The sequence below is a fragment of the Ferruginibacter yonginensis genome (assembly GCF_042651465.1).
Classification (GTDB): Bacteria; Bacteroidota; Bacteroidia; order Chitinophagales; family Chitinophagaceae; genus Ferruginibacter; species Ferruginibacter yonginensis.
Window position 1 is genome coordinate 1,286,499 of sequence record NZ_JBHSCZ010000001.1, and the last position, 24,077, is coordinate 1,310,575.

Sequence of the window (24,077 nt, forward strand, 5' to 3'; positions counted from 1 at the left end):
CCGGATTTATTACAAATGTTTTAAAATTCATACCCCACCCTAAATACAAATGGTTGAGTAGGTACTGCATGTTGGTTATGCAGCATATCATAAAATAATTTAAATTGTGTGCCTTTTACAAACTTATTTTTTATAGGCAATTTCTTGCCTATACCTAACAAGCCAGCTTGTTGCCAACCTGCTGTTTGCTGTAAGTTTCTAATGCTCGTAAACTGGTTGCCGTAATTCAGCTCATAACCACCACTTATCAAAAAACCCTTTTTCAGTTTCAAATCAATATAACTTCTTAGACCAATGCCTTCATGTCGTAAACGTAAACGTTGTATACTACCATACCCTAATTGGTAGGCGGCACCAATACCAATTTCACTGTTGTTATTTAATTTATAACCCAATGACAACGCAATATTAGCCTGCGAATTGGCTGCCCTACTAGGCTTACCAAATTGTACGTTACTGCCAAATACCAAACGCTGTTTCAAAGTTTTACTTTTCTGCTCATTGGGTTTAAAATCGGGCAATTCGCCCACATCGCCATTACCCCCATTTTTAAAAATTTCATTCTTCAGCTGCTGTAGTTGTGCCTGTGCAGCTTGCATATTTTGTGATACTTGAGCGGCCGCATTAGGCCCTCCTGCAGCAATCCTACCCTGTATCAACTGGTTTACACCAGCTCTAGTTTGCAAGCCTGCTAAATTAGCCGTCACAGCACCTGTACCATTATTGGCCGCATTGCCGAACAAATTAGTGAGCATACTATGCTGTTTAAAAAATTGTTTAAAAGCAGGTATTTTATCAATAATGGCTAAAGCGGTTGCCTCAAACTTTCCCGGCTCCTGAAACAAAGCCTTGTAGTTTTTTAAGGTAGCCGCATAATAGTAGGCCTCTTTATTAATTTTGCTGAGGTACTTACTCTTGCCTAAATGCTGCAAAGCCGCTTGCACCAATGCCTGTTTCCTAGCTTTAATTTGTTGTTGCATCACTGCACTCACTTGTTCAACAGAATCTAAATGGTTGATAGCGGTTTTTGCGGCACTAATAGGTTGTATAAATTTTTTATCAAGGGTGGCTTGTTGTGCAGCAACAAAGTTTAATTGAGTTGTGAGTTGATCTTGATAAGCATCATATTTGGCTTGGTAGCCTGCAATGCTTACCTGTCCTGCCTTGGCTGCTGCTAACATTGATGCAAAACTGATACTACCATCTGCAAATAGTTGTGCAGCAGTTGCAGGACTAGCTTTTTCAAGCAACGTTTTTATCTTGGCTTCCCACTTAGCTAACTTAGTAAGTGTTTTGATGGTCTTTGTAGTAACCCTATCTGTATAGGTAGTAATCTTTACCTTGGTGGAAGTAATATATTTTAAAGGAACTTTCGTAACAGTTACAACGCTATCAACAACCCTTGATTGTGCACCAGCATGGGGCACAATTTGTAGTAAAAACCAAATTAATGAGATGAGTGTACGAATACTCATAGGGCAGTTATTAAGGTATTAAAAGCAGGATAAAAATAGAAAGAAAATTGATATCACCAAATATTTCTGTATTAATTTTTGATGATGTACCAACTTTTATAACAGCAAATCATACTTAAAAAATTAAAAATCAATACTTTCTACTAAAAAATAATTTTGTAAAAAACAACCAACTATGATGTATTGCCGAATACAAATTTATTTATTCAAAAAAATAAAACCACATTAAAGTATTGATAAGCGTAATAAAGAATACTACAAAAAAATGCTGCAAAACACAGAACCAAAAAGCAACGCCATTTCAATACCATCCTATGTTTGTGTGGTAATTAAAATCTACCCACATGAAACAACCAACACTCTCGGTGCAAAAATCTGCATCCGATTACCAACACCAATTACAACAATTAACCAACACCGCTTTCTTTATTGCTTACACTGCTTTGTGGAACGCACAATATTTCAGCGCTGCTGAAATAGCTAAAACCAAAGCAGCCATCCAACAAATCATCAGCGAACAACACAACCCCATAAAACAATACAATAGCCTCATCCAACGTATTTTATTAACCCGGCAATATTGGCTATCACATCCAGGTCATACCATCCATAGTCCGAGCAATTTCTTTAACCCTCAAAACAAACTGGGCTATCACCAATCAGCCACTTGGTTTCAAACCGTACTACAAACCCGAGAGGCAATGCCACTCTTCAAAATACACCTCAAAGCTTTTGCGGAAGCAGCACATGAAATACTTACCACACAAAAACCTTCAGACTTCCATTACTGGCGTTCGTGGTTTGCTGAACAAAACAAACATACCCTCCTCAACTTATTACTCAGCACCATCGCAAACGCTCAAAATACCGAATTACAACTCGACAACGCAGCTACCGAAAACTGCAACATTGTCACTTTACAGAGAGCTTAGCAACAGCTTTAATACAGCTTTAATACAGCTATGTAACAGCTATGTGAAAGCTATCAAAAGTTTTACAGCGTAAGCATACCCATGCAACTGTAAAAAAGGCAGTAAACAAACCCCTACTGCCCTATTTTTTCACCAATAATCATCCATTATGGCAAAACAAAAAGGTATCATAAAAGTACAAGGTACCATCGGCGACATCACCTTTTCCAAATCACGTTTTGGGTACATCATCAAAGAAAAAACCACTTTAGATAAAAACCGATTCAATGCAGATCCTGCATTTACTCGTACCCGAGAAAATGCCAGTGAGTTTGGTAAAGCTTGTAAAGCCAGCAAACTCCTACGTACTGCACTATTTGCATTATTAAAAAATGCGAAAGACAGTGACTTACACACTCGTTTGGTTACACTTTTAATGAAAGTAATCAAAGCAGATGCTACCAGCACCCGTGGCTTCCGCAATGTAATGGATGGCGAAACAGAAATGTTACAAGGCCTTGAGTTCAATAACAATGCGCAACTCACCAATACCTTGTACACGGCCTATACGCCTACCATCAACAGGGCAACAGGTTTGTTAGAAATTGAAATACCTTCTTTCATTCCTGCCGATGCCATCATCGCTCCTGCTGGCGCTACACATTACAAAATGGTAGCAGCTGGTGCCGAAGTCAATTTTGAAGCAGGCAACTTCGTTTCTACTACCAGTAACAGTACCATCTTACCAATTGATACGCTGGCAAGTGCGCCCCTATTGCTGTCCAACCAAGTCACAGCAAACAGCACCAGCCCTTTGTTCTTAATCATGGGTATCCAGTTCTTCCAACAAGTGAACGATACCTTTTATGAACTTCGCAATGGTGCCTTCAATGCACTCAGCATCGTTTCTGTAAGTGGTATATAAACCACCAACTACCAACAGTAACCAACGCCTAGGCATTGGTTACTGTTTTCTAAAAAAGCAAGCATTTGTTCCTATCACTTCTTTTAAAACAATCCTATGTACCCAATTGATCAATTGTTGCAATACCTTGCTGCTTTAAACTACATAGTGTATACCCAGCCATGGCAACTCAACATAATAGGTGTTCGTGCTAGCATACAACCCAACAATCAATTTAATGATGTATTGGTAGTGGCGTATAAAAACCAAGTGCAACAATGGGTGGTACATTATTGCAAAGGCACCACACTACCGGGTAGGCATTGGTTAACACAACCCATCAACCCAGCAGGTACGGCTATTCTACAACCCAACCAATATGTGGATGCCTACCAAATCGGTTGGCACAGAGGTGCCTATAAAGCCTTGGTTCAAGTAAAACCAGTAACGGTTTATAGAGATACCAATCGCAATGAAGTGCCTGATACGGTGCACATGCGTACACAAACGGGTTTATTCGGTATCAATATCCATCGTACCCACGAAAAGCAACCCCCACAATGGGTCAATAAAAATACAGCTGGTTGTCAAGTCATGCAAAGTCGTACTGATTTTGATACACTCATGCAACTAGCTATCCAGCACCAATCATTGTATGGTAATCGCTTTACCTACACGTTAATTGAAGAAAGGGCTTACAAGCAGTACTTCCAACTTTTATAACTAAAAAAAATACAATGATAACAACACCCAAAAAAAACTGTTGGTGCCAACTGCTAAAAGATAAAGATGGCTGCTACAGCCTTCGTGAAATAGCCATCGCAGTCATGCTCATCGCTATGATAACAGCTTGGTTAGCTACCCAGTTTTTTCAAAAATCCATACCCGAGTTCATGTTTTATTCCTTTGCTAGCCTTATCGGTGCAGGCTGCTTTGGGTACTCCATTGAACGAAAGACCAACAGCTCCAACAGCACCGAATCATAAACAACCAACCGCCGTAGCACTGCACCAGCAGTAGCTACGGCTTTTTAACAGTACCCTAAATAATACCATCATGCGTTATAAAATAAATACCAAACTTGTAGGTATAAGCCTAATCATTATTGTTGGCATCATCTTATGCATAGCCACTTGTAATCGTAATAATAACGATGTACAATTACCTATACCGGTTTACATACCCAATACAGATAGCAGCAACCAAGCAATAGCTCATCAAATAAAACCATTGCAGAAAAGCAACCTACAATCTAAAATAATTGTACAGCAACAATACAAAAAGCTACAAAGCCATACCATCAAAACAAAACAATTGGCCGCCCAATTAGCAACACCACCTTCATTAAAAGTAGTGGATGATACTTGCAGTAAAGAAGCAATAACAACCTATTTTAACAATACCCAAGCCTACCTACAATACAATACTGCAAATGAGTTATTGGCAGACAGTATCATACAAAACCTACAAACCATTATTATCAAAGATGATAGCATCATCCAATTAAAAGACCAACAAATACAACAACTCAATAACGCTATAGATCAAACCAAACAACAACTCATTTTTCTCAACCAACAATACCAACAACTACAACAGCAACAAAACAAAAACCATAAACACCACAAACGAAAAATAGCAGCAGCCATCATAATCACAGCTGTAACAGCTATGGTGCTATCAAAATAAACAAACTAAAAAACCTATAAGATGTAAAATCTTATAGGTTTTTCCAGTAATAAAATAAACATTAAAAAAAGTGCAATAATAATAAGTAGTCTTTGAACAGATCAATACCTATGACACAAAGCATATATGCCTATACCCTATGGAAATGTCTCCAACAAAAAACTACGCCTCATTTATTAAGCTTCCTTCGTATTTAATAATTCGTAATCCTTAATTCAACATCCCCCATTCATAATCCCTCATTTATCATTCCTAATTCATCATTCCTAATTCATCATTCCTAATTCATAATTGAACATTCAAAATTACTTCCCAATACAAAACTTACTAAAAATAAAATCGAGTTTATCTTCATTACTCACTTCGCCTGTAATATCACCTAAGTAGTACAAAGCCGTACGTATGTCAGATGATAACAAATCGCCAGATAAGCCAGCATCCAAGCCTTGTTTGATATTGTGTAAAGCTGATAAAATTAATTGCAATGATGCTAAATGCCGAGCATTGGTTACAATATTATTTTCAGCATTGGTATTAGATTGTACGGTGGCGTTGAACAAAGCTTTCTTAAGTTCGTCAATGCCCTCTTTATTTTTTGCAGCAATATATTGTATGTTATTAAATTCAAATGTAGGGTGTTGACCTGCATCTGCTTTATTACCAACCAATAAATATTGCAACTGTTCTTGTTCAAATAGAGCCACTTGTTGGGCTAATGTAGCAGCGGTTTCGGTATGAACATCAAATATATACAATACCAAATCAGCCGTTCGCATTTTATCTAAACTCTTTTCGATACCAATATTTTCAATAACATCAGTGGCATTATCCCTGATGCCGGCGGTATCAATCAACCTAAATAAAATACCATCAATATTCATCACTTCTTCAATAGTATCTCTAGTAGTGCCGGCAATATCGCTTACAATAGCCCTATCTTCATTAAGTAACACATTGAGCAAGGTTGATTTACCTGCATTGGGTTTACCAATAATAGCAATGCTTACCCCATTTTTTATAACGTTGCCTAATGTAAAGGATTGTATTAATTGTGCAACGGCTTGTTGCAATGTATCTATTAATTCGTAAAATTGAGTACGATCAGCAAACTCCACATCTTCCATAGCAAAGTCAAGTTCTAACTCAATAAGTGCAGCAAAGCCTATGAGTTGCTCTCTCAATATTTGTAAAGTGTTTGAAAACCCTCCACGTATATTATGCAAGGCTGCTTTTTGAGAGGCAGCAGTGTTGGCTGCTATAATATCAGCCACCGCTTCTGCTTGGGTTAAATCCATTTTGCCATTCAAAAAAGCTTTTTGGGTAAACTCTCCAGCCCTTGCCAAACGAGCACCTTTAGCAATACATGCTTGTAAAATTTGCTGTTGAATGTAGGGGCTACCGTGGCAACTTATCTCAATAGTGTCTTCACCGGTAAAACTTTTAGGTCCTTTAAATAAGGCCAACACTACTTCATCAATTAACTGATCATCATCTTTTAAAAAACCTACATGTAATGTATGCGAAGGTTGTGAGTGTAAATTTTTTGACGGAAACAAACTATTCACAATGTCAAAAGCTTTGGCGCCTGATATACGTATAACAGCAATAGCACCCACTCCGGGTGCCGTTGCTATGGCTACGATAGTTTCATCCCAACCAGATAACTTGTTATTCATACCGCAAAGTTACGTAAAGCTTTATGGTATGTATGGCCATCGATTACAAAATATAATAAGCCGGTTGCTCTTTTACAGGTTGACTGCTATCGCTTGTTTTATTAAACAACTTATCGGTTAAAGTAGTGGTGTGTTGCTGAATAGTAACATCACTATAGTTTTCAAATACTGATGATGGCTGCATATTATTTTTATGAGCATTCATCAAATAAAGTTGTACTAAATTCTTTTCAATAGTTTGAGCGATGGAGGTCATAGGCGTATCAGTTGGCTTATTTTCAAATGGATCTTGCAAGTGAATCGCCATTTTTTCTATTAATAAAAAACAAGCTGATATTGCAATAACCAATGGTATTTCAAACATACCCACAAACTCAATAATACTAAAGGGTAGCAATATAATAAACAACATCATCGCCAAATGAATGTATAAACTGTACGTAATGGGGAACACCGTATTTTTAATACGTTCGCATTTTCCCATGGCATCGCAAAGACGGGTAATTGTTTTATCAATTTCAACTTGTTGAAAGCGATTGATCCAACCTTCATCTAACGCCAATTGAATATCCCTGCCCATCAAATCGAGTATGGCTGCTGGTTTATTATCAAATTGCTTGAGGTATGCCCATTCATTTTTATCAAGATATTTATCTAACCCCGTTAATGTTTTTTGATGGCGTAAATGGCGACCCAAACAATAGGTCCATGCAATTTGTCGATTAATAACTCGTTGTTTAAACGCCTCTAAATTATCATCTTGCACATTGGTAGGTGTAAATGAAATTATTTGTCGAGCCAATGTTCGAGAATCATTTACAATGGCACCCCAGATATGCCTGGCTTCCCACCAACGATCATACGCTTGGTTGCTCCTAAAACCTAACAATAATGAAATAACGGTACCCAATACAGATGGTACTGAAATTGGTATGGAAATATGGGTAAGTTCGTACACCCTATACAATACCGTTATAAAGATGGCATACAATGAAATAAAAATAATTTCATATTTTATTTTGCCAAACACATATTTAAACGGAATATTTTTTTGTAATAACATAAGTTACGTTTTAAATAAAAAAATCAACCTCACTAAATACTACGCTGTTACGGCTGTAGTATTTGCAATAGTTTTTGACGTAAAAACATAAGGCGAACTTGTAGTAAGTTCTTTCACTACTGGCACACCGCTCTTTTTAAATAAAGTAGTTGGGTTAATGCTTTGTGGATGTATTGACATATAATTATAAGCAACAGGGCAACAAATAAAATCAATATCTTTTGCATCAATAAAGTTGCGGAACAAGGCTTTGGTATTACCCTGCATACAGCTGATGTTTATTTTGTTGATGATGTTAGGGTAACTGTCTTTCAACTGTTTACAAGCTTGCCTAAATGGTTCGTTTATTAAACTGTACTCAGGTTTTTTGTAAGATGGCGATAGTAAATCATGCGGAGAGCTGGGTAATTCAAAAGCATGAAATAAAACAATGTTTACTTTTTTATCGCTTTGCTTAATTGCTTGTTCAACTAACTGTAGTGATGCCGCTGTAAAATCGGTTGGTATTAAAATGTTTAACATAATAGTGTTTTTAATACCTCAAAGTTGTAACATGAGTATTAAAGCCACCTAAGCATTACATTATATTGGTATTAAAATCACATTAAAATGAAATTAAAATATTAGAATGATTTTAATAATGGTAGTTGTATGGTAACCGTTGTTCCAACATTGATTGCGGAACGAACTGATATTTTACCTCTATGTAACTGTATAATATTGTTCGATAAAGGCATTCCAATACCAAAGCCATCATAGTTTTTTGTATTAGAAGCTCGGAAGAAAGGATCGTATATATTTTTTAACTCATATTGTGGTATACCAATACCACTATCTTTTATAATGATTTCGGCTAGTTGTTGTTGCACACTGAGTGCAATGCTTACAACATTATTATTTGAATATTTACATCCATTTAAAACAATATTACTAATAGCAATTTTTAATAAATCAGCATTACCTTTTATACTAACTGCCGCTTCATCTGTAGGTAAATGTTCAAAATAAATTTTGATGTTGTTTTGTGGAAGTATAGCATCGCAATTATTTTTTACTTCAATAATCAATTCGTCAATACGTATGGTTTCCCATAACTGTTGTTTACCATCAAAGCCCGTTTGTGCCAAAGCTAATAGCCCCTTGGTTAGCTGTTGCAACTTTTCAGCCTGTGTAATAATTTGTTGTAAACTTTGTTGATAATGTGCTACAGAACGTTCTTTTGCCAAAGCTAAATCAGCCTCAGCAACTATGGCTGTAAGTGGCGTACGTAACTCATGTGAGGCATTGCTTATAAAGTTATTTTGTATTTCAAAAGCAGCTTCTAACCTACCTAGCATTTCATTAAATGTACTCGTTAATTCTGCAATCTCATCTGAGCTATCTAATTCTTTAAGGCGAAAATGCAACTTACCTTCACTGATACTTTTTACACTATTAATAACACTACGTATAGGCTCAAAAGTTTTTTTAGAAAAATACATGCCTACACTATAAATAATAAGTACCCCTGTTGTAAGTGAAAACAATTTAATAAATAACAAATATTGCATCATTTTATTACCATATTCATTGGTAGCAGAAGCTACTACAATAATATCCGCATCTGCGTTTTTATAAAGAATACCAGCATAATTTACCCCCTTCATTTCATAAAAAACAGTAGCTCCTTTACGCTCTATAATATCTTTAAAAAATGAAATAGGTAATGGCCTTGTGGCATTTGTTATGGTTTTATTTTTTAATGGCAGGGTAGCTACCTTAAAAAATACGGCTTCTTCTTTAGGTAATTTTTCAAGGTATTGTTGCTTTAATTGTTTAAAGGCTTCGGTAGATGTTGTAGCTTCATCAAAGGTTAATTTTGCAGCAATTTTTGCCCTTAATTCTAATCGCTTTTCAAAATCATTATTAGCAAATGACTTAACAAAAAAGTATACCGCTACATTTAGTATTAAGAAAATGGTTGCAGTTAGTACTGTAAAAAGTATGGTGGTTTTGGTTTGTATTTTCATGACAGCATTTAAACTTTAAAGATGTAGCCCATACCCACCACTGTTTGTATAAATTTGGCTGCTTTATTAGTAGCTATTTTTTTACGTAAATAATTTACATACACATCTACCACATTAGTACCCATATTAAAATCTATACCCCAAACTTTTTCCAATATTTCCATACGTGATACTACCCTGTTTTTATTACGAACAAAAAATTCCAATAGTCTAAACTCGGTTGAAGTTAGTGCTACTTCACTACCATCTACCTCCACTACTTTATTGGTAAAATTTATAACCAACGTATCAAATTGAAATACATCATTTTCTTCTTTTGCCAATAAATGCTTCCTTCTATTGAGTGATTGTAGCCGAGCTTCTAATTCAATAAACTTAAACGGCTTTACCAAGTAATCATCACCTCCACTATTTAAACCTAGTACCACATTTTCTGTAGTACCCAATGCCGTTAGAAATAAAATAGGCGTATGGTTGTTTTGCGACCTTAACTGTTTACATATTTCAATACCACTTATGCCCGGCAACATAATATCTAATATAATCACGTCAAATTGATTGTTATGAGCCATTTCTAAGCCTGTTACACCATCCAATGCTACCGATACACTTAATCCATTTTCTGATAATCCTTTATTGATTAAACTGGCAACACTAGGCTCATCTTCTACTAATAATATTTTCATTGAATATAATTTAATACACTAGGCACACTGTGTAAATTTAATCAATAATAGCGTTGCATCATGCACCAACATTTGCCTTTACAGGTAACCAATATTACAAGTGATTTATTGTAGCCAGTTCAGCTGCATTCAATGTATCGAGGTAATAACGTTTGTATAAGCAGATGGTATGCTCATCAATAATATCAATTAAGTTTTTAAAAGAGGCAGTTGTAGTGGGCTTAATAATGAGTATAGGTTCACGTTTGATGCTGTTGGCTGCCTTCATTTTATTTGATAATAATGCACGTATACCTGTTGCTGAATAATCAGTTCTTTTTATAACGGCAGTTGCAAAATTACCTTCATAATAATAAACAACGTTATTGGCTGTTGGTATTATTGTAATGGCACAACTTTCACAAATAAGGTCATTTACATCAATCACAGTATCATTGGGGCTTACCATATCCATTGCCTTTGGTTGAGCCATAGATGTAGTGAAAACAAAAAAAGTAATTAATAAAAATCCCAAATCTACCATAGGGGTTAAATCTACCCTAGTTGCTTTTTTATGAAACTTTTTATTGGGTTGCTTTCTTTCGGAGCTGATATTTTCTGCCATAATAGTTGTTTATTATGGGATGATGTTCACCATTAAATTCCACACCGTTACACAATAAAAAAAGCTACCTCAAATGAGATAGCTTTTTTATTATTTTTAAATGAAGTGATTATTCTTCTGTTACAACGAAACTAATTGGTTGTCTACGGTAAGCCTTTACAATGTTACCATTTTGTTGTGCTGGTTTCCATTTAGGACCTTTCTTAATTACCCTGATAGCTTCTTGTTCCATACCATAACCAACAGATGTTTCAGGAGTCACGTCACTGATACTACCATCTTTAGCCACAATAAAGCGAACTACTACAGTGTAAGTACCAGCTGGTGCACTATTATCAGAAGCCACTTGACCATTCAAGTTTTTTCTAAGATAATTACCCCAAGCTCCTTGTCCACCAGGGTACTCAGCTTCAATTTCTACTTTTGTAAAAATCTTATCTTCTTCTACCGCTTGTGTTGGTACTTCAACCGCTTTCGAGTTATCTTCTACCGGTGCTTGTACAATTTGTTTGGTATTATCTACTTCTACAGTTTTTGTACTAATCGCCGCATCATCTTCAATTTCCTTGATTTTTTCATCAGGTTTGACCTCTTCATCTTTTACAATTTTTGGAGGTGTAAATTGAATTTGTTTGATTTCCGGCGGTGGCGGTGGCGTTGGTGGCGGTGGTGGTGGCGGTGGTGGAGGTGGTTCATCTTTTTTCACTTCTGCCATTTCGGTATCCTGTACATCTAATAATGAGGCATCCTTTTTTTCGCCCAACTTATTGGCCAAAACAGAACCTATTAAAAGTAATAGTACTAAAGATCCAACCGCAATCATAGCTTTCGCTATACGACCGTTGTAGGTCTTTCTTAATTCATAAGCACCATACGCTTTATTCTTTCCTTCGAAAAGGATGTCCAAAAAATCGGCGCTTAATATTTTGTTGATGTCCATAATAAAATTATTTTATAATAAGATGCAGTACTTGTTGAAATTCCACAAATTATTGTATACCATTTGCTTGTTCTGTTGCTTGAATTAATTTCTTTTCTGTATCAGAAATTTTATCTTCAGCATAGTGACCAGGTTTTACCCCACAAATGGTCATTTCATCTAAAATGTTGATAGCATTTTTAAAGGTTGACTTATCATCAGATTTAATTACATACATCAAATCGTCTTCTGGTGTACTTTTCTTTTTATCTGTTATAATTTGTCTTACATCTTTAAAATTGGTGCTTTTAAATTGCTCTGAAATTTTGTTAGGATCTAACTGACCAAAGTAGTAATAAACTTGATCTGCCTTACCTAATAAAATTGTCATTGCACCTGATTCTTTTACTTTCACTTGTTCATCTTTACTATCCTTTGGTTCGTTCATATTCATGGCCGTTGATTGGCTCATGGTGGTAGTAAATACGAAGAAGGTAATTAACAAGAAACCTAAATCAACCATTGGTGTTAAATCAACCCTCGTTGATTTTTTTACCGCTTTTTTTACGCCGGGTCCTTTTTTATGGCCGCCACCCGACGAAGTATCCATTTCTGCCATGTCAATATAATTTTATGTGTAACGAATTATTTTTCTCCGCCGCCACTTGCCGCTTGTTTAGCTAACTCAGAGCCAGCAGGCGGTGCAGCACCATTTGTTACAATTCTAAATTTAAAAATATCATTTGCTTTAAAGGCATCTTTAATACTCTTGAATGAAGGGTACAATGCATCATTGTCACCTTTCACCAAAAGCATTTCTTGTAGTTCCCTCATATCGCCACCTGCATACACATTGGTCACACTTTTAATCCAATCTTTCATTTCGTTATTAGTGCTATCGGTTGGTATACCGGGCATTCTTACAGGATCTAACTCTCTACCTGAAGCCAATGTACTTTTAATGGTACCTAATGGTTGACCAATGAATGGTTGTTTACCCCAAGCTTGCAATTCTGCAGGTGATAAACCCAAACCTTTGGTTAAGTTTACGTTGGCTAGAATATCAGCTTTCTTAGTATCATCACCTAGCATTAAAAAGGCTTTACCTTCTTTTGTTAAGGTTACTAATATAGCTTTATCTGGCGCTACTTTACTTGATACCGAATTAGGTGTTTTTACAGCTAACACTTCTGGCGGCTTTTGTTTGGTTGCCAATATAAAAAACGACAACAACAAAAACGCCACATCGCACATCGCTGTCATGTCAACAGCAGTGCTCTTTCTTGGTATTTTAACTTTTGGCATGTAATTGATTTTTATTGTTTTACTTAAGATGCATTACTGCATAAATTCCACACCAATTATTTGTATAATGATGCAAATGATTGTGTTAAAGTAAAACCTGATTCATCAATACCGTAAGTGATACCATCAATTTTTGTAGTAAACATGTTATAGAAAATGATAGCGATTGCTGAGGTACCAATACCTAAAGCGGTGTTGTATAACGCCTCAGAAATACCTTGTGATAATTTACCAGCAGCAGCACCACCACCACTATCTTCACCTAATGCAGAGAATGAACGAATCATACCCATTACCGTACCTAATAAACCTAATAAGGTTGCTACTGATGCGATGGTTGATAAGAACACTAAGTTTTTCTCTAACATTGGTAATTCTAATGAAGTTGCTTCTTCTACTTCTTTTTGAATTGCCATTACTTTTTGATCAGTACTTAATTCATTGTTAGTAGTCATTTCTTTGTAACGGTGCAAACCAGCTTTCATTACATTACCTACGCTACCTTTTTGTTTGTCGCACTCAGCTAAAGCTGCATCAACATTTTTATTTGCTAAATGATATTGCACTTTGCGGATAAAATCAGCGTTACTTGAAGTACCACCAGCTTTTGCAATAGTTAAAAAACGCTCAATTACAAACGTTAATACGGTTAACATACAACCAATCAAAATAGGTACAATAATACCACCTTGATACATTTTGTAAAGACCGCCTTTTGCGCCTTCTCTTTCTGGCCAAAAGCCATTACCTACAGCTGTTTCAAAATGAGAGGCATCTCCCAAAACAAAACGCCAAATGATGTACCCAACAACTACGCATAACAATGGAGCTAACCATGAAATTGAATTGCCAGATTTTTTTGCTTGTACGGATGTTACCGGTTTTACTGTTGCAGTTGGTCTAACGTCTGCCATAAAATTCAAGTTTTTGTAAGTGAAATTTAAAAATGTTTGTGATAAAAAAACAACTAACAAATTGTTTAAAAACAAAATGCCCCTCTTTATGTGGAGGCACAAGTTAATAAAATATTTGAAAGAATTTCTAAGGGTTAAAAATATTTTATTTTATTGAAAATAAAAATATTTTTTGCTTTAATAAATTATAAATCTTTTTTGGTTGTATTTGATTTTCAATTATATACATTGAATTTCAAACGTTTGAAATTTTATATGTTCCAACATTGTATTTTAATAATTAATAAAATAAAAAATTATTCATAACGCAATGCCACAATAGGATCTAATTTACTTGCTTTTACAGCAGGCAAAAGTCCTGCCAATAATCCCACTAGCGTACAAGTTATTACTGCAATACCGATCCACATCCATGGTACTACAAAGCCTGTTTTAAAAATGATCGCAACAATATTACCAACTAGTATTCCTAAAATAATACCAACTACTGCACCTAATAAACTAATGATTACACTTTCAAAAAGAAACTGTGTACGAATATCATTTCGTGTAGCGCCCAATGCTTTGGTTAAACCAATTTCTTTAGTACGTTCGTTTACTGCAACCAGCATGATGTTCATCAATCCGATAGCGGCACCAATTAAAGTAATAAATGCAATACCGATGGTTCCCTTCTCTAAAAAGCCTAAGTTGGTTAATAATGATTGAGCAATGCTATCGCTTTTATCAATAAAAAAATTATCATCATCTTTAACACTTAATCTTCGTATAGGCCTAAACGTTGCTGTTGCTTCACCTACGGCTAAATCCATCAACTTTAAATCACTCACCATTATGGCAACAGTATATGATGATGCTTGTGTAGCATATTGACGTCTGATATTATTTACAGTTGTAATAACGATTCTGCTTGTATTAAAAAATGCACTACTCGATTTTTCTTCTAACACTGCGATAACCCTAAATGGTATGTGATCAACATTAATAACTGCATCAATCGCTTTAGCATTGTTATCAGGAAAAAGTTTTTGTGCAACACCACTACCTATTACGCATACGTTACGACCAGCACTAACTTCCGCTGGCGTAAAGTTGCGGCCATACAAAATTTTATACCCATTTAATTCTAAATAATTTTCATCGCCACCAAATACACTCACATCAGGATTTGTTTTTTTTGAACCAGCATTCACCACAATATTATTGGTACCTCTTAAAGCAATACCCACTTTTGCTCCAGGAAAATTAAAACGATCTTTAAACAACCTTGCTTCATCAAATGAAATGGGAATACCGTTGTTTGATTTTTTTTCTTTTTGACCGGCTTTTGTTTTGGTTGTTGCACCACCACGTCCACCTCCAAAATTGATATTTCTATCTTTATACCTTATACCAAAAGAGTTTGCTCCCATAGTTGAAAAACTATTGGTTAAACCAAGACTAGCAGCTTTAATTGCAGTGATAATTAATATCAATGCAAAAATGCCTAAAGCCATAATAATAATAGTAATGGCAGTACGAAGTTTATTACCTTTTACATTTTTCCACGAAAGTGCCAATGAATCTCTATTAGTCATTTTTATGATTGTAGGTTAAAGGTAATACGCTACTTCAATATAAAGTGTAAGATTTTATAGACGGTAATGATGTAAATTGATGATTATTGTAACAAGCAAAGAAATGATCTTTTACATTTAAAAACAAGAGATTACTATTTTAGTTAAAATCTATATTTATTAATGTTTAACTAAAGGCTTTTCATTCAGAGAGTTGCGCATTAAATAGGTGATTACTTTGTGCTCAAGCCAATGATGTAATGGCAATAAAAAACCTATAATAACAATTTTAATTAGTAGCAGTGGCAAAGGTTCACCATGTGTTAAAGCATGTAATTGATGATCAATTAATAATATTATAAATTCAAATAATAATATAAATGATAAAAAGCCTAGTGCTCTTATAAACCAAGGCTTTACTTTAAACTTACCCATTGCAGCTAAAGCTATAAACAAAAACAATATAAAACCTACAATACCCATGTATTGTAAGTTATTTCTTCTTTCAGTTTTCAGTTGCTTTTCCAATGCCTCTCTTTCGTTTCGTTTATTTTCAATATCTATTTCAACGCCTAATAAATCATTCGCCTTCTGTTGCTTGTTGATGCTGTCATTTATACTAAAAAGTAATAACTTATTCAACACCTCTTTTTCTTTGTTTCCTGCTTTTATATACATTGAATCTAAGTATTCATAACAACTTTTTTCAAAGGATAGGCTTTGCATTTTTTTGGCTATCAAAACATTCTCTTCAAAATATTTTGCAGCTTCCATGTACTTTTTATTTTGTTCTAAATAATAAGCATATGATTGGTTCCAATTTAATACAGCACTTAAATTATTGGGGCTTATTTACGTTTTAGACAGCTGTAAATAATAATAGGCACTATCGTAAATTTTATCAACCGTAAAAATGACTCCTTTTAATCTATACAATTCGTATTGCATACCATACTTTTCATAATCTTGCAATAACTCTTTATTTTGCCTGATAAATGCAGGTAATTTTTTTAAGTCTTCTTGACTGATGATACTACTTTCAGCAGACAAAGTGTACTGCTTATAAAAACTACTTACCTTTTCTTTTTGTTTTAAAATGTTTAAATATTCCCTTGCTGATGCAAAATCTTTTTCACTTAAATATAAAGAAATTAAACTTTGGTAAATACTGAGTTCTTGGGTACTATCTTTTAACCTAAAGGAAGTGTTTAAACTTTTTTGGTAATAATCTTTAGCCTTTTCATTTTGCCCCACTTTTACGTAAAAATCACCAATACGTTTTTGAATAAGACTCTGCAGTTTATCATCTTTTAAAATTTCAGCAAGATTGAGTGCATGCATATATTTTTTAAAGGCAGTAAGGTTTTCATCTTTCTGCATTAAGGTATTGGCATGTGAAACTTCACAAAATATGATGATAGAGTCACTCTTTGAAAGTGCTGCATAACTAGAAGCTTCATCATTAAACTTGAGTGCTTCCGTAATATTGCCTTCATTGCGATAGGTTACAGCTTTTCGAACCAATAGTATGGCAACATTTTTATTTAATTGGGCTTCTTTACCAATTTTTAACCCTTTCTCAATGGCGCTTAAAGCCAAAGCCCTTCTTTCTGGTGTTGGAAAACTATTCCATTGATCAACAATTTTTATGCAATAATCAGTAATGATTGCTCTGTCACGACTTTGATCTGCAGTAAAAATAACTTTATTAATATACTCCGTTTCTTTAACAGGATTTTGTGCAGTGTAGAGTTTTGCAATACTTAAATATGCATCGCAGGTAGTATTAACATTATTAGCGTTCGCAATTTTTTTTAAGATACTATCTTCCTTATTCGTTAGGTTGTTTTGGGCAAATGCACCACAATTAAATGATACACAAAGAAGTAGCAATGAAAAATACTTTTTCATTGCAATAATGTAGTTTTTGGTATGAACCTATGAGTTAAAAGAAATCTACATATTAATGGTACATCCAGCCCACAACCAATTCAGGATTGATACCAATTATTAAAACCAAAGCAGCTGTTACAACCAACATAATTTTATAGCCAGTTGTAATGGCAACGTCTTCTACCAATGATTCTTCAGTAGCAGCATCTTTAAAGTACATAGCAATAATTACCTTAAAGTAGTAGTAAGCACTTATTGCAGCAAAAATAACCGCTACAATAATTACCCAAAATTTACCGGTATTTTCAGCAGCTGCCATTAACATAAAAAACTTACTTTGAAAACCTGCTGTTAATGGTACGCCTGTTAATGACAATAAAAATACTGTTGCACATAATGCCAACAATGGTTGTTGTTTTGCTAACCCGTTAAAACCATCAATAGTAAAATCCTTCATCTTAATTAAAACAGCAAAAATACCAATGGTAGCTAAACTGTAGGCAGCAGCATAAAGTAGCAAACCTTCTTTAGCTCTTTCATTTAAAGCCAACACTGCCAACATCATAAAACCAGCTTGTGCTATACTTGAGTAAGCCAACATTCGCTTAACGCTTTGTTGAAATACTGCGGTAATATTACCGATAAACAAGGTTAAAACGGTTATAAATACAATTAAGTTTTGCCATTGTGCTTGTACTTTTCCAAATGAATTTTCAAACAAACGAACAAATGCAAAAAAGCCAGCCACTTTTACAATGGTACTCATGAATGATGTAAATACCGTTGGTGCACCATCATATACATCAGGTGTCCAAAAATGGAAGGGAGCTGCTGATACTTTAAAAGATAGTGCAATTATTAAAAATACCAAACCAACTGCAATGAATACAGGTATTGGGCCTTCTCCTAATTGTATATTGTTAATAAAGAAAGATCCATTGTTATTACCGCCGTAAATAAAAGCAATACCCATTAATAAAATACCAGTAGAAAAAGCACCCATTAAAAAGTATTTTAATGAAGCTTCGTTGCTTTTTAAATTTCTTTTATCACTACCTGTAAGTATGTATAATGGAATAGAAAGAATTTCAATACCTAAAAATAGCAATAACAATGTATTGTAAGTTGCTACAATACTAGCGCCACACAATACAAAAAAGATTAAACCAAAGTATTCGCCTACATGCTCCCCAACTTGCTCAATATCTTTTCCATTAAGTAAAAAATAAACCAATGTACAAATCAAAATCACTCCTATAAAAGCTAAATTAAAGCTATTAACGCTGAGCATTTCTTTGGTATCAATGTTAAAAAACAGGGGACCACTACCAATATTAAATGCGTTAATTTCAAGTGCATTGGCAATAAAAACTACGATGATACCCACAATTGCAAGGTATTTTGGTGTGGTTTTGCTTTTTACAAACACACCTGAAAACATCATAATTACACCCCAAATTGCAGATAATAAAATTGCGTTCATATTTATAAAAAATTACTGATGCTTCTCTCATCGTAAAGATGATGCCCACATTAAAAAATATCATTTAATTCAACGTATCATTATCGAGCTAAACCTGATACTACTATTTTAGTTAAGTCGATCATCGGTTGTGGAAATACTCCAAAAATAAAAATCATTACAACGATTAACGACAACCCTACCTTAGTGCCCCAATTAATATCCACTACCTGTTCTGTAACGGTATTTGTAGAACCATAAAATACTTTTTGCACCATATTTAAGGTGTAAACGGCAGCTAAAATGATGCTTAGACCGGCAACCGCTGCAAGCCAAACACTATACTTATACAAACCTGCAAACATCATAAACTCACCCACAAACGCATTGGTTAACGGCAAAGCAATATTAGCGAAAGCGATAATAACTAATAAGATGGTAAGTACGGGTGCCTTGTGTGCAATGCCACCTAATTGTGATAATGATTTTGTACCTGTTTGTTTTTCAATTACATCAATTACAATCCACAAACCAATGATATTGATACCATGGCTAAACATTTGTATCATAATACCTTGTAAACCCACTTCGTTCATGGTAAATATAGCTGCACACATTAACCCAATGTGAGCAATGGATGAATAGGCGACGAGCTTTTTCAAATTATCTTGTACCATAGCAATACAACTTGCGTAAATGATACCTATCACTGATAAAATGATAACAACACATGCATATTTTTCTGACGCTAATGGTACTATTGGAATTAACCATTTAATTACCCCAAACAAACCCATTTTTACCATAATACCACTTAATACCATGGTTACCGATGTTGGAGATTGATCATAGGTATCGGGCTGCCAAGTATGAAATGGAAAGATGGGCATTTTAATAGCGAAGGCTACAAAAAATAACCAAAACAACCAATTTTGTGCGCCTGCTGTTAATGATGCAGTGTAAAATGATTGCATGGCAAATGAATGCATAGACTGTGAACCATCTTCAAAAAACCTTGGAGTGGTGTGTAAGTATACATAGATGATGCCTGTTAACATTAACAATGAACCTGCAAAAGTGTATACAAAAAATTTGAAAGTAGCTTGTACCCTTTTTTCGGCGCCCCACTTGCTACACAAAAAGTATACAGGTATTAATGCCAATTCCCAAAAGAAATAAAATAATAACGCATCTTTTGCAAGGAAAACACCCATTAAACCACATTCTGATAACAACATCAAACCAAAAAATGCTGCTGCGTTTTTGTAGGAATTTTTATTTGTTGCAATAAAAATAATAGGGAAAGCAATAGCTGTTAAAAGCGTTAATATTTTACCTGCCCCTTCAAGGGTAATATAAAAACTGGCTCCAATATTTTGCAACCATAAATAGTTTACTGCATTATAAGTTCTGTATGCATCACCAGTATAGCATAATGAGCTAAGTGATACGCCTAATACAAGTAAGGAGCCTAGCAATGCAATTGACTTTGCCATTGATTCGCTTTTAGCGAAAAAGCACAAAATGGCTGTTAACAATGGAAGCCATAACAATAATTCAGGAAAAGTGATATAAGTACCCAAAGCCTAGTTTTTTATAAAAAGTTGTATAATAAATAACAGTAACATACCAATAACCATCAGTAAAATATAAGCACCTACTTGTCCGCTTTGCAACCAACGTAATTGCCTGCTGCCATAGTTTACAAATTTACCAGTACCGTTTACCAAGCCATCAATACCTTTTTTCTCTATAATGTTATTGAAAAAGTTAGCAATAGCTTTTAATGGTTTTACAATTATAGTGTTGTATAATTCATCAACATACCATTTATTTTCTAACACTTTTGCAATACCCGTTGCTGGTGCAGTATTTTCTTCTTTATTGTACTTGCTATAGATAACTACACCTGCTATTAAAGCAACTAACGCTGCAATAACTGATACGCCCATTAACATCCACTCTGTGCTATGAGATAATTCATGCTTTGCTACCATGGCATTGCTATTGGCAAATACCGGTTCTAAAAATGCTTCTAATTTATGACCACCATGTGCCAATACTTCCGGTATACCTATCCAACCAGCTGCAATGGCTAATAATGCTAAAACAATTAATGGAAATGTTATGGCTAACGGACTTTCGTGTAAATGATGTTCTTGCTCATGTGTACCTCTAAATTTGCCTAGGAACGTCATTCCATATAAACGGAACATATAAAAAGCCGTCATTACTGCACCTAGCACACCAATTATCCAAAGTATAGGGTTGGCAGCATAAGCAGCTGCTAAAATTTCATCTTTAGAAAAGAAACCAGCAAAAGGCGGCATACCAGCAATAGCAATACAACCAATTAAAAAGGTGATATGTGTAGTGGGCATAAACTTTTTAAGTGCACCCATGTTACGCATATCTTGCTCACCACTCATTGCATGTATTACACTACCTGCGCCTAAGAATAATAAAGCTTTGAAGAAGGCATGTGTCATTACATGAAACACAGCCCCAGTGTAGGCCCCAACGCCCAAGCCCAAAAACATATACCCTAACTGACTTACCGTTGAGTAAGCCAATACTTTTTTAATATCATTTTGTTTAAATGCTATTGTTGCCGCTAAAATAGCTGTAGCTAAACCCACAATGGCTACCACATGTTGTGTAGTTGGGGCCATAGTGTACAAGATGTTGCTACGTGCAATCATATAAATACCTGCGGTAACCATGGTAGCCGCATGTATCAAAGCACTTACTGGAGTAGGACCAGCCATCGCATCAGGTAACCAAGTGTATAAAGGTATTTGAGCACTTTTACCCATAGCACCTACAAACATTAATAAGGTAATACCCGTAATATCACTAGCCGTTAACTTGGCTAAGTTGGTAGCTGCAAAAACTTGATCGTAGCTAACAGTGCCTAATTTTTGTAACAACCAAAATACCGCTAACAAAAAGCCCAAATCACCAATACGGTTCATGATGAACGCTTTTTTAGCGGCGTTGGTATAATCGTTATTTTTAAACCAAAAACCAATTAATAAGTAAGAGCATAAACCTACCCCTTCCCATCCAAAAAACATTATTACATAATTACCACCTAATACCAACATCAACATTGAGAAAACGAAAAGATTGAGGTAAGCAAAATACTTAGCAAAATCTTTAGTACGCTCTTCGTGCATATAAGAGGTAGAGTACACATGTATTAAAAAACCAACACCCGTAATAATTAATAAGAATAGAGAAGATAGTTGATCAATTTTAAATTCAACCGGTATTATAAACGATTTAATGTTTACCAAATCGAAATAATGGGCAACGAAAGTGTTGCCATTTTTCACCTGCAAAAAAGCAAAAATACTCACCGCAAATGCAGCTAAGATGGCACCGCTGGCAATAATACCAGTAATGGCTTTTGGTAAAAAGTTTCTACCAAGGCCTGTAATAAGAAACCCTATTAGTGGCAAAATTGGTATTAACCAAACGATTTGTAAAACATTGTTCATAAATAACGCTACTCTTTTATCAATTCGTAAAACAATATATCAAAATGAAATACTGTTATTAATTTTTTAACCTGTTCAAGAAATTAATATCGATGTTATGGGTGTTTCTATACAACATCACTATGATAGATAAACCAACACTTACTTCTGCCGCAGCAACTATCATTATAAAGAAAACAAAAATTTGAGCATCACTAGCATAAGTGGGTAATGCCTTAGCTGTTGCACTTGCGGCATGCATGTTTGAAAATGCCACCAACAATAAATTCACTGCATTGAGCATAAGTTCAATACACATAAAAACGATGATAGCATTTCTTCTTAACAATACCCCTGCTATACCCACAGAAAATAAGGTTAATGATAATGCGATATATGCTTTAATATCCATAATTATAATTTCACAAATATGCCTACACCAGCTGTATTAGTAGCAGGTGCAATTGAAAAAATATCTTTTACTTTCCTTTTTACAACACCATTAAAAATATCAACAGCTTTGTATGATGCCTTTTTGGTTAAAATTTTTGTAACAACCCCAGTTAATATTGATGTAATGGCTGGAGTTAAAACAGCTTTTACCGTTTTATCGTCAAACTTATTTTCAGCAGCTATACCTCTTATTGTACTGTAAGTTGCAGCTACTGTACCAGCAGCAGCCAAAACTTTATATACTACTAAGCCTGTTTTGTATGTTTTGTAAAGTTTCGTAACATCATTAATGCCCTTGCTATTAAATATGTTTCCTAAAACTTCTACTCCTTTTAATTTTTCACCCAGCAAACCATTTTTATTGATTTGTAATTTACCTAACGAAAACACTGGGTTAAAACCTTTTCTAACGGTTAAAATTTCTTTTTTACCTAGTAGTTCTGTTACCTTACCCAATACATCATCCACCTTAATTTGAGCATGTACATTGATCTGCATCGTAATGATGAAGAGGGCACTGCAAATAATTGATTTAAACGTCATGTTGATGTAGGTTTCTTTTTATTGAAAATGAATTTTAATCTTTTTTACCAATAACTACCGCACCTACCATTGCACTCAAAAATAATACACTACTAATTTCAAATGGCAACACATAATCAGTGAACAATACTTTGCCCAACGTTTTTATTAAACCTGCATTACCACCTGCAACCATTACGGGTTGTGCATTTTTAGCTGTCATTAATGCTGATAACAATACTAACAACAAACTACCGCCAGATATTATGCCAATAAATTGTAACCGCTTGTTCTTTGCTGGCTCACTTTCTGCATTCAGGTTCATTAACATCACCACAAAAAGAAATAATACCATTATGGCACCTGCATAAACAATGATATTTACAATGGCTAAAAATTGAGCGTTTAATAAAATATAGTGGCCAGATATGGCAAAGAAAACTACCACCAACCAAAGTATACTATTAACAGGGTTTTTACTGCTAATCATCATGATGCCACTACCTATAGCTAGCAACGATAATAAAATAAATGAAATTGTAATGATTCCCATT

25 protein-coding genes are annotated in these 24,077 nt (G+C 34.8%); 5 read left to right on the plus strand and 20 right to left on the minus strand.

Annotated features, from left to right (window positions below):
* Nucleotides 1-20: 20 nt before the first annotated feature.
* A complete protein-coding gene (locus ACFOWM_RS05570) occupies nt 21-1,475 on the minus strand; it encodes a hypothetical protein (RefSeq protein ID WP_379707691.1) in 1,455 nt (484 codons plus the stop codon).
* Nucleotides 1,476-1,819: 344 nt separating this feature from the next.
* Here ACFOWM_RS05570 and ACFOWM_RS05575 point away from each other — a divergent pair, with 344 nt between their 5' ends.
* The 5 genes from ACFOWM_RS05575 to ACFOWM_RS05595 all read left to right on the plus strand — a co-directional run bounded on the left by ACFOWM_RS05575 (nt 1,820) and on the right by ACFOWM_RS05595 (nt 4,979).
* Nucleotides 1,820-2,407 carry a hypothetical protein gene (locus ACFOWM_RS05575; protein ID WP_379707692.1) on the plus strand — a complete coding sequence of 196 codons (588 nt, stop codon included), beginning with the start codon at nt 1,820-1,822 and terminating at the stop codon, nt 2,405-2,407.
* Between the two features lie 148 nt (nt 2,408-2,555).
* Nucleotides 2,556-3,311: a hypothetical protein gene (locus tag ACFOWM_RS05580; RefSeq protein WP_379707693.1), complete on the plus strand. Its 756-nt coding sequence runs from the start codon at nt 2,556-2,558 to the stop codon at nt 3,309-3,311.
* 96 nt (nt 3,312-3,407) lie between these two features.
* Nucleotides 3,408-4,013, plus strand: coding sequence for a hypothetical protein (locus ACFOWM_RS05585; RefSeq protein WP_379707694.1), 606 nt, complete (start codon nt 3,408-3,410; stop codon nt 4,011-4,013).
* 14 nt (nt 4,014-4,027) lie between these two features.
* On the plus strand, nt 4,028-4,276 hold the full coding sequence (locus tag ACFOWM_RS05590; RefSeq protein ID WP_379707695.1) for a hypothetical protein: 249 nt from the start codon (nt 4,028-4,030) through the stop codon (nt 4,274-4,276).
* A gap of 70 nt (nt 4,277-4,346) precedes the next feature.
* Nucleotides 4,347-4,979 carry a hypothetical protein gene (locus ACFOWM_RS05595; RefSeq protein ID WP_379707696.1) on the plus strand — a complete coding sequence of 211 codons (633 nt, stop codon included), beginning with the start codon at nt 4,347-4,349 and terminating at the stop codon, nt 4,977-4,979.
* A gap of 305 nt (nt 4,980-5,284) precedes the next feature.
* Here the strand turns inward: ACFOWM_RS05595 and mnmE are convergent, their stop codons facing one another.
* The 19 genes from mnmE to ACFOWM_RS05690 all read right to left on the minus strand — a co-directional run bounded on the left by mnmE (nt 5,285) and on the right by ACFOWM_RS05690 (nt 24,076).
* A complete protein-coding gene (gene mnmE / locus ACFOWM_RS05600) occupies nt 5,285-6,655 on the minus strand; it encodes a tRNA uridine-5-carboxymethylaminomethyl(34) synthesis GTPase MnmE (protein ID WP_379707697.1) in 1,371 nt (456 codons plus the stop codon).
* A gap of 43 nt (nt 6,656-6,698) precedes the next feature.
* Nucleotides 6,699-7,718 carry a bestrophin family protein gene (locus ACFOWM_RS05605; RefSeq protein ID WP_379707698.1) on the minus strand — a complete coding sequence of 340 codons (1,020 nt, stop codon included), beginning with the start codon at nt 7,716-7,718 and terminating at the stop codon, nt 6,699-6,701.
* Between the two features lie 39 nt (nt 7,719-7,757).
* A complete protein-coding gene (locus ACFOWM_RS05610; RefSeq protein WP_379707700.1) occupies nt 7,758-8,240 on the minus strand; it encodes a hypothetical protein in 483 nt (160 codons plus the stop codon).
* Nucleotides 8,241-8,341: 101 nt separating this feature from the next.
* Nucleotides 8,342-9,727 carry a HAMP domain-containing sensor histidine kinase gene (locus tag ACFOWM_RS05615; RefSeq protein ID WP_379707701.1) on the minus strand — a complete coding sequence of 462 codons (1,386 nt, stop codon included), beginning with the start codon at nt 9,725-9,727 and terminating at the stop codon, nt 8,342-8,344.
* 8 nt (nt 9,728-9,735) lie between these two features.
* Entirely contained in the window at nt 9,736-10,413 is a 678-nt protein-coding gene (locus tag ACFOWM_RS05620; protein ID WP_379707702.1) for a response regulator transcription factor, read from the minus strand.
* A gap of 94 nt (nt 10,414-10,507) precedes the next feature.
* Nucleotides 10,508-11,017, minus strand: coding sequence for an ExbD/TolR family protein (locus ACFOWM_RS05625; protein ID WP_379707703.1), 510 nt, complete (start codon nt 11,015-11,017; stop codon nt 10,508-10,510).
* A 109-nt stretch (nt 11,018-11,126) separates the two neighbouring features.
* The gene (locus ACFOWM_RS05630; protein ID WP_379707704.1) at nt 11,127-11,924 is read right to left on the minus strand and encodes an energy transducer TonB; all 798 of its coding nucleotides are present in this window, start codon (nt 11,922-11,924) and stop codon (nt 11,127-11,129) included.
* Between the two features lie 82 nt (nt 11,925-12,006).
* A complete protein-coding gene (locus ACFOWM_RS05635; RefSeq protein ID WP_379707705.1) occupies nt 12,007-12,555 on the minus strand; it encodes an ExbD/TolR family protein in 549 nt (182 codons plus the stop codon).
* A 26-nt stretch (nt 12,556-12,581) separates the two neighbouring features.
* Nucleotides 12,582-13,241 (minus strand): ExbD/TolR family protein, encoded by a 660-nt coding sequence (locus ACFOWM_RS05640; RefSeq protein ID WP_379707706.1) that lies wholly within the window; start codon nt 13,239-13,241, stop codon nt 12,582-12,584.
* A gap of 56 nt (nt 13,242-13,297) precedes the next feature.
* A complete protein-coding gene (locus ACFOWM_RS05645; RefSeq protein ID WP_379707707.1) occupies nt 13,298-14,155 on the minus strand; it encodes a MotA/TolQ/ExbB proton channel family protein in 858 nt (285 codons plus the stop codon).
* A gap of 296 nt (nt 14,156-14,451) precedes the next feature.
* Nucleotides 14,452-15,732 carry an ABC transporter permease gene (locus ACFOWM_RS05650; protein WP_379707708.1) on the minus strand — a complete coding sequence of 427 codons (1,281 nt, stop codon included), beginning with the start codon at nt 15,730-15,732 and terminating at the stop codon, nt 14,452-14,454.
* Nucleotides 15,733-15,891: 159 nt separating this feature from the next.
* Entirely contained in the window at nt 15,892-16,485 is a 594-nt protein-coding gene (locus ACFOWM_RS05655) for a hypothetical protein (RefSeq protein ID WP_379707709.1), read from the minus strand.
* A 78-nt stretch (nt 16,486-16,563) separates the two neighbouring features.
* Nucleotides 16,564-17,622, minus strand: a complete 1,059-nt coding sequence (locus tag ACFOWM_RS05660) for a hypothetical protein (RefSeq protein ID WP_379707710.1) — start codon at nt 17,620-17,622, stop codon at nt 16,564-16,566.
* Between the two features lie 52 nt (nt 17,623-17,674).
* Nucleotides 17,675-19,087, minus strand: a complete 1,413-nt coding sequence (locus ACFOWM_RS05665) for an NADH-quinone oxidoreductase subunit N (RefSeq protein ID WP_379707711.1) — start codon at nt 19,085-19,087, stop codon at nt 17,675-17,677.
* 80 nt (nt 19,088-19,167) lie between these two features.
* A complete protein-coding gene (locus tag ACFOWM_RS05670; RefSeq protein ID WP_379707712.1) occupies nt 19,168-20,649 on the minus strand; it encodes a complex I subunit 4 family protein in 1,482 nt (493 codons plus the stop codon).
* Between the two features lie 3 nt (nt 20,650-20,652).
* A complete protein-coding gene (gene nuoL / locus ACFOWM_RS05675; protein WP_379707714.1) occupies nt 20,653-22,569 on the minus strand; it encodes an NADH-quinone oxidoreductase subunit L in 1,917 nt (638 codons plus the stop codon).
* Between the two features lie 58 nt (nt 22,570-22,627).
* Complete coding sequence (gene nuoK / locus ACFOWM_RS05680; protein WP_379707715.1) at nt 22,628-22,960, minus strand: NADH-quinone oxidoreductase subunit NuoK; 333 nt, start codon at nt 22,958-22,960, stop codon at nt 22,628-22,630.
* A gap of 2 nt (nt 22,961-22,962) precedes the next feature.
* On the minus strand, nt 22,963-23,544 hold the full coding sequence (locus tag ACFOWM_RS05685) for a hypothetical protein (RefSeq protein ID WP_379707716.1): 582 nt from the start codon (nt 23,542-23,544) through the stop codon (nt 22,963-22,965).
* A gap of 34 nt (nt 23,545-23,578) precedes the next feature.
* Nucleotides 23,579-24,076 carry an NADH-quinone oxidoreductase subunit J family protein gene (locus ACFOWM_RS05690; protein ID WP_379707717.1) on the minus strand — a complete coding sequence of 166 codons (498 nt, stop codon included), beginning with the start codon at nt 24,074-24,076 and terminating at the stop codon, nt 23,579-23,581.
* Nucleotide 24,077 lies beyond the last annotated feature (1 nt).

Excerpts from the sequence above, each read along its gene's own strand:
- ACFOWM_RS05570 (WP_379707691.1), bottom strand. The coding sequence starts at position 1,475 with ATGAGTATTCGTACACTCATCTCATTAATTTGGTTTTTACTACAAATT.
- ACFOWM_RS05660 (WP_379707710.1), bottom strand. The coding sequence starts at position 17,622 with ATGAAAAAGTATTTTTCATTGCTACTTCTTTGTGTATCATTTAATTGT.
- ACFOWM_RS05640 (WP_379707706.1), bottom strand. The coding sequence starts at position 13,241 with ATGCCAAAAGTTAAAATACCAAGAAAGAGCACTGCTGTTGACATGACA.
- ACFOWM_RS05620 (WP_379707702.1), bottom strand. The coding sequence starts at position 10,413 with ATGAAAATATTATTAGTAGAAGATGAGCCTAGTGTTGCCAGTTTAATC.
- ACFOWM_RS05665 (WP_379707711.1), bottom strand. The coding sequence starts at position 19,087 with ATGAACGCAATTTTATTATCTGCAATTTGGGGTGTAATTATGATGTTT.
- ACFOWM_RS05610 (WP_379707700.1), bottom strand. The coding sequence starts at position 8,240 with ATGTTAAACATTTTAATACCAACCGATTTTACAGCGGCATCACTACAG.
- ACFOWM_RS05575 (WP_379707692.1), top strand. The coding sequence starts at position 1,820 with ATGAAACAACCAACACTCTCGGTGCAAAAATCTGCATCCGATTACCAA.
- ACFOWM_RS05595 (WP_379707696.1), top strand. The coding sequence starts at position 4,347 with ATGCGTTATAAAATAAATACCAAACTTGTAGGTATAAGCCTAATCATT.
- ACFOWM_RS05655 (WP_379707709.1), bottom strand. The coding sequence starts at position 16,485 with ATGGAAGCTGCAAAATATTTTGAAGAGAATGTTTTGATAGCCAAAAAA.
- nuoL (WP_379707714.1), bottom strand. The coding sequence starts at position 22,569 with ATGAACAATGTTTTACAAATCGTTTGGTTAATACCAATTTTGCCACTA.
- mnmE (WP_379707697.1), bottom strand. The coding sequence starts at position 6,655 with ATGAATAACAAGTTATCTGGTTGGGATGAAACTATCGTAGCCATAGCA.
- ACFOWM_RS05645 (WP_379707707.1), bottom strand. The coding sequence starts at position 14,155 with ATGGCAGACGTTAGACCAACTGCAACAGTAAAACCGGTAACATCCGTA.
- nuoK (WP_379707715.1), bottom strand. The coding sequence starts at position 22,960 with ATGGATATTAAAGCATATATCGCATTATCATTAACCTTATTTTCTGTG.
- ACFOWM_RS05690 (WP_379707717.1), bottom strand. The coding sequence starts at position 24,076 with ATGGGAATCATTACAATTTCATTTATTTTATTATCGTTGCTAGCTATA.
- ACFOWM_RS05590 (WP_379707695.1), top strand. The coding sequence starts at position 4,028 with ATGATAACAACACCCAAAAAAAACTGTTGGTGCCAACTGCTAAAAGAT.
- ACFOWM_RS05650 (WP_379707708.1), bottom strand. The coding sequence starts at position 15,732 with ATGACTAATAGAGATTCATTGGCACTTTCGTGGAAAAATGTAAAAGGT.
- ACFOWM_RS05615 (WP_379707701.1), bottom strand. The coding sequence starts at position 9,727 with ATGAAAATACAAACCAAAACCACCATACTTTTTACAGTACTAACTGCA.
- ACFOWM_RS05635 (WP_379707705.1), bottom strand. The coding sequence starts at position 12,555 with ATGGCAGAAATGGATACTTCGTCGGGTGGCGGCCATAAAAAAGGACCC.
- ACFOWM_RS05605 (WP_379707698.1), bottom strand. The coding sequence starts at position 7,718 with ATGTTATTACAAAAAAATATTCCGTTTAAATATGTGTTTGGCAAAATA.
- ACFOWM_RS05685 (WP_379707716.1), bottom strand. The coding sequence starts at position 23,544 with ATGACGTTTAAATCAATTATTTGCAGTGCCCTCTTCATCATTACGATG.
- ACFOWM_RS05580 (WP_379707693.1), top strand. The coding sequence starts at position 2,556 with ATGGCAAAACAAAAAGGTATCATAAAAGTACAAGGTACCATCGGCGAC.
- ACFOWM_RS05625 (WP_379707703.1), bottom strand. The coding sequence starts at position 11,017 with ATGGCAGAAAATATCAGCTCCGAAAGAAAGCAACCCAATAAAAAGTTT.
- ACFOWM_RS05585 (WP_379707694.1), top strand. The coding sequence starts at position 3,408 with ATGTACCCAATTGATCAATTGTTGCAATACCTTGCTGCTTTAAACTAC.